This is a genomic window from Clostridium sp. AM58-1XD, assembly GCF_003464085.1.
Lineage (GTDB): Bacteria > Bacillota > Clostridia > Lachnospirales > Lachnospiraceae > Lachnoclostridium_A.
Genome location: NZ_QSDR01000052.1, coordinates 1 through 15,219 on the forward strand (window position 1 = coordinate 1; position 15,219 = coordinate 15,219).

19 protein-coding genes are annotated in these 15,219 nt (G+C 56.0%); all 19 read left to right on the forward strand.

Annotated elements, in window-relative coordinates:
- Positions 1-186: 186 nt before the first annotated feature.
- A complete protein-coding gene (locus DXA13_RS22595) occupies positions 187-375 on the forward strand; it encodes a hypothetical protein (RefSeq protein WP_278287072.1) in 189 nt (62 codons plus the stop codon).
- A 224-nt stretch (positions 376-599) separates the two neighbouring features.
- Positions 600-1,988, forward strand: coding sequence for a ParB/RepB/Spo0J family partition protein (locus tag DXA13_RS19820; protein ID WP_118246742.1), 1,389 nt, complete (start codon positions 600-602; stop codon positions 1,986-1,988).
- Positions 1,989-2,296: 308 nt separating this feature from the next.
- Positions 2,297-2,653, forward strand: a complete 357-nt coding sequence (locus DXA13_RS19825) for a hypothetical protein (protein WP_117546134.1) — start codon at positions 2,297-2,299, stop codon at positions 2,651-2,653.
- The gene (locus DXA13_RS19830) at positions 2,646-3,344 is read left to right on the forward strand and encodes an antirestriction protein ArdA (protein WP_118246743.1); all 699 of its coding nucleotides are present in this window, start codon (positions 2,646-2,648) and stop codon (positions 3,342-3,344) included. The genes DXA13_RS19825 and DXA13_RS19830 overlap by 8 nt, the downstream gene beginning before the upstream one ends.
- Before the next feature lie 58 nt (positions 3,345-3,402).
- Positions 3,403-3,930, forward strand: a complete 528-nt coding sequence (locus DXA13_RS19835; RefSeq protein ID WP_243009245.1) for a DUF6674 family protein — start codon at positions 3,403-3,405, stop codon at positions 3,928-3,930.
- A complete protein-coding gene (locus DXA13_RS22205) occupies positions 3,930-4,184 on the forward strand; it encodes a DUF6674 family protein (protein WP_243009246.1) in 255 nt (84 codons plus the stop codon). The genes DXA13_RS19835 and DXA13_RS22205 overlap by 1 nt, the downstream gene beginning before the upstream one ends.
- An 87-nt stretch (positions 4,185-4,271) precedes the next feature.
- Positions 4,272-4,739, forward strand: coding sequence for a PcfB family protein (locus tag DXA13_RS19840; protein ID WP_021641016.1), 468 nt, complete (start codon positions 4,272-4,274; stop codon positions 4,737-4,739).
- Positions 4,736-6,556, forward strand: coding sequence for a VirD4-like conjugal transfer protein, CD1115 family (locus DXA13_RS19845; RefSeq protein ID WP_118246744.1), 1,821 nt, complete (start codon positions 4,736-4,738; stop codon positions 6,554-6,556). The genes DXA13_RS19840 and DXA13_RS19845 overlap by 4 nt, the downstream gene beginning before the upstream one ends.
- Positions 6,557-6,664: 108 nt before the next feature.
- A complete protein-coding gene (locus DXA13_RS19850) occupies positions 6,665-6,880 on the forward strand; it encodes a Maff2 family protein (protein ID WP_002575635.1) in 216 nt (71 codons plus the stop codon).
- Between the two features lie 16 nt (positions 6,881-6,896).
- Positions 6,897-7,763 (forward strand): VirB6/TrbL-like conjugal transfer protein, CD1112 family, encoded by an 867-nt coding sequence (locus DXA13_RS19855; RefSeq protein WP_118246745.1) that lies wholly within the window; start codon positions 6,897-6,899, stop codon positions 7,761-7,763.
- A gap of 54 nt (positions 7,764-7,817) precedes the next feature.
- Positions 7,818-8,519 carry a septation protein SpoVG family protein gene (locus tag DXA13_RS19860; RefSeq protein ID WP_021641020.1) on the forward strand — a complete coding sequence of 234 codons (702 nt, stop codon included), beginning with the start codon at positions 7,818-7,820 and terminating at the stop codon, positions 8,517-8,519.
- A 51-nt stretch (positions 8,520-8,570) separates the two neighbouring features.
- Entirely contained in the window at positions 8,571-8,969 is a 399-nt protein-coding gene (locus tag DXA13_RS19865; RefSeq protein ID WP_118246746.1) for a hypothetical protein, read from the forward strand.
- A 48-nt stretch (positions 8,970-9,017) separates the two neighbouring features.
- Positions 9,018-9,452, forward strand: a complete 435-nt coding sequence (locus DXA13_RS19870; protein ID WP_118246747.1) for a PrgI family protein — start codon at positions 9,018-9,020, stop codon at positions 9,450-9,452.
- Between the two features lie 55 nt (positions 9,453-9,507).
- Positions 9,508-11,781, forward strand: a complete 2,274-nt coding sequence (locus DXA13_RS19875) for a VirB4-like conjugal transfer ATPase, CD1110 family (RefSeq protein WP_118246749.1) — start codon at positions 9,508-9,510, stop codon at positions 11,779-11,781.
- Positions 11,762-12,580 (forward strand): hypothetical protein, encoded by an 819-nt coding sequence (locus DXA13_RS19880; protein ID WP_021640566.1) that lies wholly within the window; start codon positions 11,762-11,764, stop codon positions 12,578-12,580. Before DXA13_RS19875 ends, DXA13_RS19880 begins: the two co-directional genes overlap by 20 nt.
- Positions 12,553-13,674: a hypothetical protein gene (locus DXA13_RS23370; RefSeq protein WP_347559937.1), complete on the forward strand. Its 1,122-nt coding sequence runs from the start codon at positions 12,553-12,555 to the stop codon at positions 13,672-13,674. The genes DXA13_RS19880 and DXA13_RS23370 overlap by 28 nt, the downstream gene beginning before the upstream one ends.
- Positions 13,616-14,533, forward strand: a complete 918-nt coding sequence (locus DXA13_RS23375) for a C40 family peptidase (RefSeq protein ID WP_347559938.1) — start codon at positions 13,616-13,618, stop codon at positions 14,531-14,533. The genes DXA13_RS23370 and DXA13_RS23375 overlap by 59 nt, the downstream gene beginning before the upstream one ends.
- Before the next feature lie 15 nt (positions 14,534-14,548).
- Entirely contained in the window at positions 14,549-14,815 is a 267-nt protein-coding gene (locus DXA13_RS19890; protein ID WP_021640568.1) for a DUF4315 family protein, read from the forward strand.
- Positions 14,805-15,219: CD1107 family mobile element protein (locus DXA13_RS19895; RefSeq protein ID WP_118246748.1), on the forward strand; the 415-nt coding region annotated here is incomplete at its 3' end. The genes DXA13_RS19890 and DXA13_RS19895, both read left to right, overlap by 11 nt.

The window sequence follows — 15,219 nt, forward strand, 5'->3', positions numbered from 1 at the left end:
GAGCCGCCGGAGCCACGGGAGCGACAGGAGCAGCCGGAGCGACAGGAGCAACAGGAGTAACAGGGGCCACAGGAGCGAGCAGGAGCAGCCGGAGCGACAGGAGCAACAGGAGCAACCGGCCCAACCGGTCCGACAGGTGCTACTGGCCCGAGAGGCCGCGGTATCAGAATTGAAACGACAACAACTGTGGAACCGGGGGATCCTGCAACGGTAACGGATCTTGGGGATGATGAGATGGGAATCCTTCGTTTTTCAATCCCGAGAGGAGCGACGGGAGCAGCCGGAGCCACAGGAGCCACAGGAGCGACAGGAGCCACGGGGGCCACAGGGGCTACGGGAGCAGCCGGGGCGGCGGAGCCACCGGACCGACCATAATAAGAAAACGGCTATATATCCATTTATCAGGAAAAATAAAATAAGAGCTTATCACTTTACCGGACAAGCGCCGCCCAAGTAGAGACTACGGGCGGCGTTTTCCGTTGTGAGGCGGAAAGGAGGACAATTCCCATGCTTCGGGCCAACATGGCCCGAGGCCGCTTGTGGGCCTGACTGAAAAAGTTAGGCCCTTTTTTCATGCCAAAATGAAGGAGGTTAATTGAATGGCTGATGATAAAAAAGATTTGAAGCAGGAGGAACCGACCAAGAGCGGCTCCGCCGCTCCCGAACAGAAGCCCCCCGGCAAGGACGCGCCGCCCACCAAAGAAGCCGCAGGTTCACCCCCGGTAAAGGAGGCCCCGGCCCCCGAAAAGGACAGCGGCCCGAAACAGGAAAAGACGGACGCGGCAGGCCCCGCGGATAAAAGCCGCCCCGGAAACGTCATTGATATTTCCGGCGCTATGATTGATAAAATCGTTGCGGAGAAAGAAAAGGCGGCAAAGGTGACGGAGGCTGGGAAGGGACAACCCGCCGAGCCTGAAAAAACGGAACAGAAGGATAAGAAAGAGCCGGAGAAGCAGGCGGGCCGCGCTCCGAAAGCGGTAAAAAAGGCCCCTGAAAAATCGGATAAGCCGCCCGCCGCCCAAAAGGCCGAGCCGAAAAAGGAGGCTCCGATCCCCGAGAAGCCGAAGGAGCCGGAAAAGCCCGCCGGGCCTGTGGCGGCTCCGCGTTCCGGGGAGCCGGAACAGATTGTCCACATCAACCTGTCCGAACTCCACGCCTTCAAAAATCACCCATTTCAGGTGCGTGATGATGAAGAAATGCGGGCGATGGTTGCCAGTGTCAAGGATAAGGGCGTAACACAGCCCGCCATTGTGCGGCCCCGTGAGGGCGGCGGCTATGAAATCGTGTCCGGCCACCGCCGCCAGAAGGCAAGCCAGCTTGCCGGATATTTGGATATGCCCTGTATCGTCCGCAACCTTACCGACGAACAGGCCATCACGCAGATGGTGGAGGACAATACCAACCAGCGTGAAAATATCCTTCCCAGTGAGCGGGCGAAGGCCCTGAAAATGCAGTTGGAGGCCATCAAACATCAGGGAGCGCGGGAGACTTCGGGCCAAATTGACCCGAAGGAGGCCGGAAAACGCTCCAATGAGATTGTGGCCCTCCGCAACAAAATGACGGTGAAACAGGTTCAGCGGTATATTAAGCTCAACGACCTTGTGCCGGAACTCTCAAAGGTCATGGACGAGGGCCGGATAAAATTCACTCCCGCTGTGGAGCTTGCCTATATCGCACCGAAAAATCAGCAGTATATCGCCGTTGCCATTGACGCGCAGCAGTCGGCCCCGTCTCTCTCGCAGGCACAACGTATGCGGGAGCTCGACCAGAAAGGCGTGCTCAACGGTGATGTAATTGATGGAATTATGCTGGAAGAAAAGAAGGAGGTAGACAAAGTGATTATCAACGGTGCAGAGCTGGAAAAGTATTTCGGTAAGGAAAAGACCCCGCAGGAAATGAAGGAGCAGATCATCAAACTGCTGGACGATTGGAAGGGCAAGCAGAAGGAACACGCGAAACCCGAGAAAAAGGCGGAGAAGGAGAAATAAGACAGGGCTTCGGGCCAAGTTGTCCCGAGGTTCCTGCCTAAATGCGGGGCTTAAGCCCCGCGCCCCGAAGCTCAAAGGATATAATATATTCCCCGTCGCCGTGGTCTGTATAGCGCAACCGGGGAAGGCAGTCAAGGGTGGCGCTTGCGCCACCGCCTGCGGCGGCGAAGCCCTTGACAGCCTTTCCCGGTTGTGCTTGTAGTAGTCAAGCGACGGGGATATATATTCCTTTGAGCCGTTCCCCTTCCCACGGGAAGGGGCGGAGGGGATGGGCTATCTATTAAGCGCAAACAGGAAGGAGAAACCCCATGAAACGACCTTTAGCATACATCACCGCCGCGTGGACAGGCGAACACAAGGCCGACACGGAACAGGCGGCGCAGTATTGTAGGGCGGTCTATGAGGCCGGATTTTCCCCGGTCTGCCCTCTGCTCTACCTGCATTTGTTCCTGAATGACGATATTCCCGAGGAACACAAAAGCGGGATTGACATGTCCCGCGATATGCTCCGCCGGGCTCATGTTCTGGTGGTGTGCGGCAACGGTATGACAGAAGATGTGAAGAACGATATTGCCGTTGCCGGGCGGCTCAACATCACAGCAACCACCCTGGACGGCATACTGACCGTGAAAGGCAAGGGCCGGGAGGCTCGGTGCGATGATTAGCGCCTATATTGGCAATCTCGGCAAATATAATGAGGGGATTCTCGCGGTGGAACCGTTGAGATTTCCCGCCTCAACAGAGGAAGTACAGGCCGTACTTTCCAAGATTGGCGTGGACGGTATACGGTATGAGGAAATCTTTATTGCCGATTATGAAACTAATGTTGCCGGGCTGCGGAACCATTTGGGAGAAGGCGAAAGTATTGACGAACTGAATTATCTTGCCTCCCTACTGGACGGACTGAACAACGGCCAGAAGGCAAAATATGAAGCCGCCCTCTCGCTCGGAGAATATACCGGGAGCGTTAAGGATTTAATCAACCTGACCCAAAACCTTGACTGCTACGAATTTTACCCAGAGGTACAGAATGAGGAAGAATTGGGGCGGTATCTCATTGACGAGTGCGGAGCCCTTGACGTGCCAGAACATATCAAAGACTATTTTGACTATGAGGCATACGGAAGGGATATGTTCTTAAATACGACAAGCGATTTTGCGGGGGGCGGCTATATCGAGAACAACGGGAGTCCCTTCATGGAACACTATGACGGGAAGGTTCCAGAGGAATACCAGATATTTTCCTATCCCGATGAACCCCGACGCTCCATTCTCGAAGCATTGAAACAATTCCGGGAGGCCCCGCCCCCGGAACATGGCAAAACAGCAAAGGCCGCGATCCATGAGGAACGGTAGACCTCGGGCCAACTTGACCCGAGGTTTTTTGCTGGCCGGACGAAAGGAGGTGTGAATATTGCCAAAGAAGAAAGCGCCCGCCGTGGAAACGCCGATAGCTGAAAATGAGTATGTAAAAGAACTGCTGGCTCTGCTGAAAGAAAACCAATCCCCGGCAGGAAAAGAACTGTTAGAGGCTATCGGGCATGTTTCCGAAATGGAAAAACAGCTTGCCAGTGCGGTTGACGAGCTGAAAGCTATGCGGCAGGATTTGGAGAAAATGAAGAACCCCCCGTTAAAATCAGCCCTGCAAAAATCAATCGTTGTCCTGCAAGACCGTATTCTTGCCCTGCGTGACAGTCTCGCGGAGCTAAAAGCCGGTATCATTGAGGGCTGTAAAAATACGTTGGCCGCTGTGAAGGAACGTGGAATTTCCGCGCTGGATCACGCTGCCCGGTTCTTCCATATTAAGCCGGGGCTGACAGCCCTGCGGAACAACATCAACGAAGGCATACAGGCGGACGAGAAGGCCATTTCCAGAATAGAGGCCGTAAGCGCCGAGTACCACGAAGCCGGGCGGCACTTGAAAAACATAGGCCAGGCCTGATGGGTAAGGAGGCCGTACAGGAGGCGAAGGCCCCCGGCAAGCTGGCAAAGACGGTACAGGCCCCCTACCGGGCGGAACGGGCCTGTTTCCTTGCGGCCCGGAACAGTCTGGATAAGGCGGTTGCCAGTCTTGAACGGCTGGAACGTACCGCCGAAAGACAGCCTTCTATCTTAAAAACCATGCAAGAGCACAAGAAAACGAGCCCGCCGAAGAAGGAAAAGACAGCTCCGGCGGCGGTACATGACGAGCGGTAGACCTCGGGCCAAGTTGGCCCGAGGTTTCCCATATCCCCGGGGGCCTCCGGTTTTAACCGGCGGCTCCCGGACGGGAAGGAGGTATCAATGGAAGAAGAAGTATCAAGAAAGACTGTGGCTATATCCGTACAGGCGGCAAAGCTGACGGGCCGGGTGCTGTTCATGGCGTGCCAGAAGTTTCTGGCCGGAGTGCAGAAACACAACCGGGACGCACTCACGCCCCACGGGCGGCAGACCGTGAAACAGCTCATGGGCCACACCGGACAGTCCAACAGTATCCAGCTAAAGGGAGACGCCCGCCTGTTTGACCGGGTGGCCCGGAAATTCAATGTAGACTATGCGTTCCACAAGGTAGGCCCAAAGGACTATCTCCTGTTTTTCAAGGCGGGACAGGCCGACGCCATCACGGCGGCATTTTCCGAGTATACCAAGCGGGTGATGGCCCGCCAGAACGACAAGCCCTCTATCCGGCGCGGGCTCCGGCAGGCTATGGGCCGCGTCAAGCCCCGGCAGAAGGAACGGGAAAAGACCAGAGAGGCGGTGCAGGAACGGTGAACACCAAAATCAAAAAATATGTGGTTCCCAATCTCCCGTACCTGTTTATTTTCTGGTTCTTCTGCAAGGTGGGGACGGCCTACCGCCTCGCGGAAGGTGCGGACTTCGGCGCGAAGCTCATAGGTATGATGAAAACCATAGGCCCGGCTTTCGGGACAATCACGCCGGGCCTCGCTGGCTTCGATTTGCTGGTGGGCCTTGTGGGGGCCGTGGTGCTCCGGCTGGTGGTCTATAACAAAGTGAAGAACGCAAAGAAATTCAGGAAGGACGTGGAATACGGCTCGGCCCGTTGGGGAACGGCCAAAGACATAGCCCCATTCGTAGACCCGAAGTTTGAAAACAACGTGATACTGACCGGGACGGAATTTCTGACTATGAACACCCGGCCCAAAATCCCGGCCAACGCCCGAAATCTCAACTGCTGTATTATCGGTTCGTCCGGCTCGGGAAAGACCCGGTTCTGGCTGACCCCGCAGCTCCTTCAGGCTCATTCCTCGTATGTGTGCGTAGATCCGAAAGGCGGTGTCCTCTCCCAAGTGGGCCATTTCCTGCAAAAGAGGAAGGGTTATAAAATTAAGGTGTTCAACTCGGTGGACTTCCGAAAGAGTATGCACTATAACCCGATGGCCTACATCAAGACAGAGAGCGACGTTCTGAAATTCGTAAACGCCCTGATAACCAACACAAAGGGACAAGGGAAAGAGGGGGACGAGTTCTGGACGAAGGCCGAGACGCTTTTATACTGCGCCCTTGTGGCCTATATCGTCTTTGAGGGGCCGGAGGAAGAACGGAACATGAACACGTTAGTCGAAATGATTAACAGCATGGAAGTAAGGGAGGATGATGAAAGTTTCAAGAATGCCGTTGATTATATGTTTGACGGCCTCGCCAAACGCAAGCCCCAATGCTTCGCGGTGCGCCAATATGCCAAGTACCGCCTTTCCAGCGGCAAGACTGCGAAAAGTATCTTGATTAGCTGTGGGGCGCGTCTGGCCCCATTCGATATTGCGGAGCTCCGGGAGATTATGAGCTATGACGAGTTAGAGCTTGACAGGCTCGGGGACGAGAAAACGGCCCTGTTCTTCTGCATATCCGACACGGACAGCACCTACAACTTTATCGTGGCGCTGGCCTTCTCGCAGATGTTTAACCTCTTGTGTGAAAAGGCCGATAACGTCTACGGCGGGCGGCTCCCCCATCATGTACGGGTGCTGTGGGACGAAGCCGCCAACACGGGACAGGTGCCGCAGCTTGAAAAAATGGTCGCTGTCATTCGCTCCCGGGAAATCAGCCTGTGCCTGTTCTATCAGGCCATGAGCCAGTGCAAGGCCCTGTATAAAGACAATTCCGAAACCATCTTAGGAAACATGGATTCGGTTATCTTCCTCGGGGGCCGGGAGCACTCCACGATTAAGGAAATCTCGGAGGTACTGGGAAAAGAGACAATCTCCATGTATACCGAGAGCCGGACGCGGGGCCAGTCGGAAAGCTACGGCCAGAACCTCCAGCGGCTCGGCAAAGAGCTGATGACAATGGACGAGCTCACCACAATGGAAGGGAGTAAATGTATCTTACAGCTTCGGGGGCTCCGGCCCTTCCTATCCCCAAAGTACGATTTGAAAAAGCACCCGAACTATAAATACACGGCGGAGGCCGACAAGAAGCGCAACGCCTTCCGTCTGGAAAAGCTGATAAGCACCCGGTTGAAACTGAACCCCGAAGAAGTCTACGAGGTTTACGGGGCCGGGGACGCGGACAGCGCCGAGGACGATATTCTAAATTATGACGATCTGGACGACCCGGACGCCTTCGCCTGACCTCGGGCCAAGTTGGCCCGAGGTTCCCAACGCCTGAAAAGGGCGGCTTTTTTCGTAGCCGGGGCTCTGGCCCCACAACAACATATATTTTGAATGGAGGAAAACTATATGGAATTTTTTGCTTCTGCTATCGACACCCTGAAAATCCTTGTTATCGCCATCGGCGCGGGCCTCGGGGTCTGGGGCGTGGTCAATCTTTTGGAAGGTTACGGCTCGGACAACCCGGGAGCCAAGAGCCAGGGAATTAAACAGCTTATGAGCGGCGGCGGGATTATCCTGATTGGAACGACGCTCATTCCCCTGCTGTCCGGCCTGTTCAGCTAAACGATAAGGAGACGCCATGCAGATAATCTTCGACGCAATCGCGGAATGGCTCAAGGGCCTGCTGGTTGCCGGTATCATGGGCAACCTCGGCGGGCTCTTTGACAACGTAAACGCGCAGGTCGGAGAGATTGCAGACCAAGTGGGGACGGCCCCGGCGGCATGGAACGCCGGGGTTTTCTCCATGATACGGCAGCTCTCCGAGACTGTCATTCTCCCAATCGCCGGGCTGGTGCTCACCTTCGTCATGTGCTACGAGCTTATTCAGCTACTCATTGAGCGGAACAACCTGCACGACATAGACACATGGATATTTTTTAAGTGGACATTCAAGACCTTCTGCGCCATTCTCATTCTGTCCAACACCTTCAATATCGTGATGGGCGTGTTTGATATGGCGCAGTCCGTTGTCCAGCAGTCGGCGGGACTGATACAGGGGAGCACCGAAATTACCCCGGATATGCTGGCCGATATGGAGACGCAGTTGGAGGCGATGGAGCTGGGCCCCTTGCTCGGGCTCTGGCTCCAATCCTTCTTTGTGGGCTTTACCATGACCGCGCTCAATATCGTGATTTTCGTGATTGTCTACGGGAGAATGATTGAGATTTACTTAATGACGAGCCTTGCCCCAATCCCCCTTGCAACGGTAGTCAACCGGGAGATCGGGAGCATGGGCCAGAACTATTTCCGCTCCCTGCTGGCGGTGGGCTTTCAAGGGCTTCTGATTATCGTCTGTGTCGCAATCTATGCGGTGCTGATACAGGGGATTGCCACGGGCGGGGACATGATAGGCGCGATATGGGGCTGTGTGGGCTATACCGTCCTGCTCTGCTTTACGCTCTTTAAGACGGGCTCCCTCGCAAAATCCATCTTTGGCGCTCATTGATAAGGCAGGGCTTCGGGCCAAGTTGGCCCGGGGTTTCAGAAACGAGGTGAGGCTATGGCCCCGAGACGGTACGGGGTGGCCTCGGACGGGAGTATTCAGCCGCTATGGCATGGAAAACTGGCAGAAGATTTTACCGAGGCGGACACCCTGCGCTTTATGGCCGACACAGATATTCAGTTAAGCGGAAACGTGTCTGCGGACACGCTGGCCGCAATCAGGCGGGCAGGCTACCGCTACGAGGGCGGGGAGGTTCTTCCCCGGCCCGGAAAGGAGGAAATGACAATGAGCGAAGAAAAGACCACGGGCGCGCAGGCCCCGGAACAGGAGGCCCCCGGCGGCTCCGGCTTAAAGCTGGACGTGACCGCCCGGCCCATTGACCCCATCAAAAATCTGGTGGGCTTTGCCACCGTGAAGCTCAACGACTGCTTTGTGGTGGAGGACTTCAAGATTTTACAGAGTGACAAGGGCTTGTATGTGGGTATGCCGAGCAAGCCGGATAAGAGCAGCCGGACAGGCTACCGGGACACGGTGAAGCCCATCACGAAGGAGTTCCGGGAGGAACTTCACGGGGCGATTTTAGAGGCGTACCAACAGGAGATAGAAAAGTTGCAGGCCCGGATTGCCGCCGCCCGGCAGGCTCCACCCCCGGAAAAGGCGTCCATCAAGGGCCAGTTGGAAGCCGGAACGAAGAAGGCGGCAAAGGAGAACGCCGCCCGAGCCCCGAAGGAAAAGCCCACAAAGGCGGTGGAGCGGTAACACTTCGGGCCAAGTTGGCCCGAGGTTCCCCGGCGGAAAGGAGGACAGCCCATGTACCGAAAGCCGGAAATATCGCCGTGGGGCCGTGTGCAGGTCTGTGATATTCTCTGTCCGGGCGTCTTTCTGGTGAGCACCGCCAGCCACGGCGGGACAATGGTTTCAAAGGAAGTGGCGGCTTTTCTCTCCCCCGCCGCAAAGAAATGCGGGTTCCGGCAGGGCGGCTATATCTGCTTTGAGGAAGATACACAGGAGGAAGTTGTTTTCCGGGAACTGCTGGATAAGCGGCTCTGGAAAATCCCCGACCGGATCAGAAACAAGGAGGCGTTTGAAGAAAACATCAACCAATCCCTCCGGGAGCACAATCCCGCATATTGGAGGGCGCGGATACGGGGGAGGGAAACCGCCCGGCCCGCTGTCCGGCAGGACGCGGCCCGGGGCGAAACACGATAACCGCTTCGGGCCAAGTTGGCCCGAAGTGATGAAAGGAGGTTTTGAGCTTTGCCCTATGTGCAGGTTCCGAAAGATTTATCCAAAGTAAAGACTAAGCTGGCCCTGAATTTGACGAAACGCCAGCTTATTTGTTTCTCGGGCGCGGCGGCGGTGGGAATCCCCGTCTATCTGCTGACCCGCCCCGTCATCGGCAGCAGCCCCGCGCTGTTTCTGATGATTGGCCTCATGCTCCCGTTTTTCTTCTTTGCCATGTTCGAGCGTGACGGCCTCCCCTTTGAAAAGATACTGCGAAACTATATCCGGGCCCGGTTCCTCTGGCCCCAAGTCCGGCCCTACAAAACTGAAAATTTCTATGCCGCATGGAGCGGCCCCGGCGCTTCGGGCCAAGTTGGCCCGAAGCCGGAGGACACACCGAAAGGAGGTACAAGGATTGCGAAAAAAAAAAGAGGCAAAACAGACCGCGCCCAAGCGGGCGGGCGATAAAAGCCGGAAACAGGCGGGGCCGCAGACCGCACAGCAGACAATCCCATTCCGGGAAATGTTCCGGGATGGCGTGTGCCGCTTAAACAACGGCGTTTACACAAAGACGGTGGAGTTTGAGGACATCAACTACCAGCTCGCGCAGGCCGAAGATCAGTCGGCCATCTTTGACGGGTGGAGCTCCTTCCTGAACTACTTTGACAGCGCCCTGCCTTTCCAGCTCTCCTTCATCAACCACCGTTCCCGGCCTGAAAGCAAGTACACCGTGAATATCGCCCCGAGGCATGACGAGTTTGACAGTATCCGGGCCGAGTATGTGGAAATGCTGGAAAACCAGATTGCCAAAAGCAACAACGGCATTGTCCGCACGAAGCTGATAACCTTCGGCGTCCCGGCGGACAGCGTGAAGGGGGCGCGGCCCCGGCTGGAACGGATTGAGGCCGACATTATGGGGAATTTCAAACAGTTAGGCGTCCAGTCGCGGCCCCTCCCCGGGCGGGAGCGTCTGGAAATCCTTCACGGCCAGCTCCACCCCGGAGGCCGGGAGTCCTTCACATTCACATGGGAGCAGATACCGCAGACAGGCATGACGACAAAAGACTTCATCGCCCCGACCAGCTTTGACTTCCGCCGGGGCCGGTTCTTCAAGGTGGGGGCAACATGGGGCGCGGCTTCTTATTTGCAGATAACCGCCTCGGAGCTCTCGGACAAACTACTTGCGGAGCTTCTGGAACTGGACACGGAAATGACCGTCACCATGCACATTCAGACGGTAGACCAGTCAAAGGCCATCAAAACGATTAAAGGCAAACTCTCGGACATTGACAAAATGAAGATGGAGGAACAGAAAAAGGCCGTCCGATCGGGCTACGATATGGACATTCTCCCGCCCGACCTCGTGACGTTCAGCAAGGACGCAAAGACCTTGCTGGAGGATTTGCAGAGCCGCAACGAGAGAATGTTTCTTCTAACCTTCCTGATTGTCAACATGGCCCCCACGCGGGAACAGCTTGAAAACGAGATTTTCACGGTTTCGGGTATCGCGCAGAAATACAACTGCACAATCCGGCGTCTGGACTTCCAGCAGGAGCAGGGCTTTTTGTCCTCCCTCCCCCTCGGCTGTAACGCCGTGGAGATCCAGCGAGGACTGACAACGAGCAGCACCGCGATTTTTATTCCATTTCTGACCCAAGAGCTCCGTATGGACGGGGAGGCCATCTATTACGGCCTGAACGCACTTTCCCATAACATCATCATGGCAAACCGAAAGAAATTAAAAAACCCCAACGGGCTTTTCCTCGGCGTGCCGGGAAGTGGAAAATCCTTTGCCGCCAAGCGGGAGCTTGTGAATGTGTTCCTTGCGACCAATGACAAAATCCTGATTGTAGACCCGATGGGGGAATACTCGCCGTTGGTTCGGCGGCTCGGCGGGCAGGTGGTGGAGATTGCACCCAACAGCCCGCACCACATCAACCCTATGAGCCTGATTGCCGATTTAGACAATGGCGAAGAAAACCCAATGGCGCTGAAAGCGGACTTCATTCTCTCGCTGATGGAGCTGATTGTGGGCGGCAAGGATGGCCTTCAACCCGTGGAGCGGACAGTCATTGACCGCTGTGTGCGGCTTATGTACCGGGACTATCTGCAAGACCCCGGCGCGGCCAAAATGCCGATACTCCAAGACCTGTATATGCTCCTGTGCAAACAGACGGAGCCGGAGGCGGCGCGGCTGGCAACCTCGCTGGAAATCTATGTGTCGGGCTCCCTCAATGTATTCAACCATGAAACCGATGTTGACCTGTCAAGCCGCCTTGTCTGCCTCGACCTAAAGAAGCTCGGGGCGGGCCTGCGGACAATCGCCATGCTGATTATGCAGGATTTAGTCAATTCGCAGGTATCGGCCAACTTTGCACAGGGAACCGCTACATGGTGCTATTTTGACGAGTTCCATCTGCTCTTGAAGGACGAGCTCACGGCCTCCTACTGCGTGACCGTCTGGAAAATGCTGCGGAAGAAATTCTGCGTTCCCTCGGCGCTTACACAGAACGTCAAAGACCTTTTGGCAAGCCGGGAAATCGAGAACATCTTTGAAAACAGCGACTTTCTCGTTATGCTCTCGCAGGCCCAAGGTGACCGACAGATTTTGGCGAAGCAGTTAGGGATCAGCCCCACCCAGTTATCCTTTGTCACCAACAGCAACAGCGGCGAAGGGCTCTTATTCTTCGGAAATGTGATTATCCCATTCTCCGACAGGTTCCCACAGAATACCGAGATTTACCGGCTCTTAACCACCCGCCCGGAGGATTTGAAAGATGAAGCGGCAGGCGTATGACCGGGATACTTCGGGCCAAGTTGGCCCGAAGCTCACTCCGGCGGTACAGGAAATATCAAAAGAACAGGCCGTCAACTTTATCCATCAGTACCATTATTCAAAGATCATGCCACGGCTGAATCGGTTTTATTTAGGCTTTTTCAGGGATGGACAGTTATCCGGCGTGGTAGTATTGGGATGGGGTACGCAGCCCTTGCAGACAATCCGCAAGCTGTTTCCCTGCCATGTACTGCGGACAACGGACTATATCGAGATTGGGAAGATGTGTTTCCTGCCGGACTTCAACGACACCCAATGCTTCGGAAGTCTTGTCATTTCCCAGATGGTGAAATGGCTGAAAGCCAACACACGTTATCTGTATCTTTACACTCTGGCGGACGGTATCATGGGAAAATGCGGCTATGTGTATCAGGCCAGCAATTTCCAGTATGTCGGCAGTTTTACCACAAGCGTTTACCGGGACAGCCTGACCGGGGAGAAAATCCACCCGCGAAGTGCCCGGCTCCTGCTGGAAGAAAACGCGGCCTTTGACGGCGTGGCAAAACGCTACTGGCTGACTTTTGGCTACTGCCAGTACAAGGGGATTGAGAAGATCAATGGCCGTATGTTCCGCTACCTGTACCCGCTTACCAAACGTGGGCGGAGGATTTTACAGAGCTACCCGGAGTATCAAGGTCTGGCCTATCCAAAGGATAAAGACCTGTTCTATTCCATGCGGAGCGCCCCCGGCACTTACATTCCAATTCCACAGCCCCAATTTAACAAAGAGGTATGCCAGTTCAATGTCCAGAGATATTGACTGGCATATTTCATTTTCAGGGAAAGGAGGTTGATTTTATCGCAAAATGGATAGACCGGACGCCCGGAAAGAGGCTGGACACTTCGGGCCAACATGGCCCGAAGTCCGCCAGAAGGAAACAGGCCCCGCCCGGCCCGGAGCCGGAGGCGGCGGGGCATTCCTCCCGCCTGCGGTTTGAGGACGAGGGGGAACCGGGCAACAGCACAGGCCGGACAGGGGAAGAAACCACCTCGGGCCAAGTTGGCCCGAAACAGGGGCAGAAGAAATTCCGGCAGGATAAAGAGCGGCCCCGGCCTTCGGAACGGCTCCGCCGTGAAGGGGAGCCAACCGGAGACAGCGCCGGGGAGCCCCGGGGAGGAACAGCCCCCGGCAAAACAGACAGCGAAGGGCCGCAGACACGGGAAGGAAAAAAGACAGAGAAGGCAAAGGAGCGGGCTGAAAAAACCGGGGATAAGCTCGGCAAAGCCCACGCCAAGCTGGACGCACAGAAACCACCTAAAGAGCCCGGTATTCCCCGCAAGCTGGCCCGAAGCGCCCGCGCCGGGGCATGGATTTACGCTCATAACAAAATACATGAGGTGGAGCATGAAAATGTGGGCGTGGAAGGAGCCCACAAATCCGAGCTTGTGGCCGAGACAGGTATCCACAAGGTGTCCCAGTTTGCCAAAAGGCGGTGGCGTATCCGCCACGCCCGAAGCGTGGTGAAGTGGGAGAAAAAAGAAATCCGAGCCAGTGCGGACTATGCGTTTCACACCGCCGCGCAGGAGCACCCGGAGCTATACAGCAATCCCCTGTCCCGCTTTTCGCAGAAGTGGAAACTCAAACGGGAGTATGCCAAGCGGGCGCGGGAGGCGGCGAAGCAGGGCGCAAAGGCGGCGGAGAAAACCGCCGTTACCACGGAAAGGCTGGCCCGGCGTGTGGCCCTCTTTGTGAAACGCCACCCGGTCGGCGTCCTGATTGTGCTTGCCGTCCTTCTGGTGGTCATGCTGCTGATGGGCGCTTTATCTTCTTCCCGGCATGATTGGGGGCGGGGCCATGAACGCTGTTTTAGGCACTTCCTACGGTTCCGAGGACAGCGACCTGTTAGGGGCTGACGAGGACTACACGGCATTAGAGCGGGCGATGGCGGACGAAATTGCCAATATCGAGAGCACCCACCCCGGCTATGACGAGTACCGCTATCATGTGGACGAACTGGGCCACAACCCCTATGAGCTGGCCTCCTACCTGACAGCAAAATTCCAATCCTACACCCGCGCCGAGGTACAGGGGGAGCTTCAAGCCGTGTTTGACGCGCAGTATAAGCTGACCCTGACCGAGACAGTGGAAATACGCACCTACACTGACGAGGACGGAGACGAGCACGAATATGAGTGGTACATTCTCACCGTCACACTGAAAAACCGTACCCTGCCCGTGGTTATCAACGAGCGGCTGACCGCCGACCAAAAGGAGCTCTATTCGGCTACCATGTGGACGAAGGGCAACAAGCCCTATCTGTGGGATAACATCTACACGGGCGGCGATACCGACCCCGGCCCCTCTTACGAGATACCGGGGGAGGCCCTGACCGACCCGGATTTTGCCGCCCTGATTGCCGAGGCGGAAAAGTATCTGGGCTATCCCTATGTATGGGGCGGGAGTTCCCCGAGCACAAGTTTTGACTGTTCGGGCTTTGTGTGCTGGGTATACACCCATTCCGGCGTTTACAACCTGCCCCGCACCACGGCAACCGGGATTTACAACCAATGCGCCATTATTCCAAAGAACGAAGCCCGGCCCGGAGATCTGATTTTCTTTACCCGCACCTATGACAGCGCCGGGCCTGTCTCCCACGTCGGCATTTATGTGGGCGACAATATGATGATTCACTGTGGCGACCCCATCAAATATGCCAGTATCAACACGTCCTACTGGCAGGAACATTTTTACGCCTTCGGGCGGCTCAACTGAAAAAGGAGGTTTTGCATGAGCAGTAAAATTGACAAGGTATGCGCCGAGATTGAGAAGGTCAAGGCGAAAATCAGCGAACAGCAGTCCCGGCTCCGGGAGCTGGAACGCCAGAAAACCGAACTGGAAAACACGGAGATTGTGGAGCTGGTGCGTTCTCTCAACCTGACGCCCGCCGCGCTGGCCGACTTCCTGAAGGAGCAGAAAAAGGCCCCTGCCGCTTCGGGCCAAGTTGGCCCGAAGTCCGGCGAAAGAAAGGAGGAACCGACTGATGATGAAAACTAAATCCTGTATGGCGGCGCTGACCGCCGTTTTTCTCTGCCTCCCTGTCTTTACCCTTCCGGCCTACGCGCAGAGTACCGAGCCCACGGAGGACCCGCCCGCACAGGAGGAAACCACCACCGCGAAGCCCTTCACCCCGGAGGGAACCGGCACAGTGGTTGACAACGCCACCGACGAGGACGGCAAGGAATTTTATACCATTCAGACCCCGGACGAGCACGTTTTCTTTCTTGTCATTGACAAACAGCGCACAAGCGAAAACGTCTATTTCCTTGACGCTGTGACGGAAAAGGATTTGCTCTCCCTCGCGCAAAGTGAGAAGGAATCCGAGACGTTGGAGCAGGAACCGGAGCCAACACCTGCGCCGCCGGAGCCTACCAACGAGCCGGAACCCGCCCCGGAGCCCG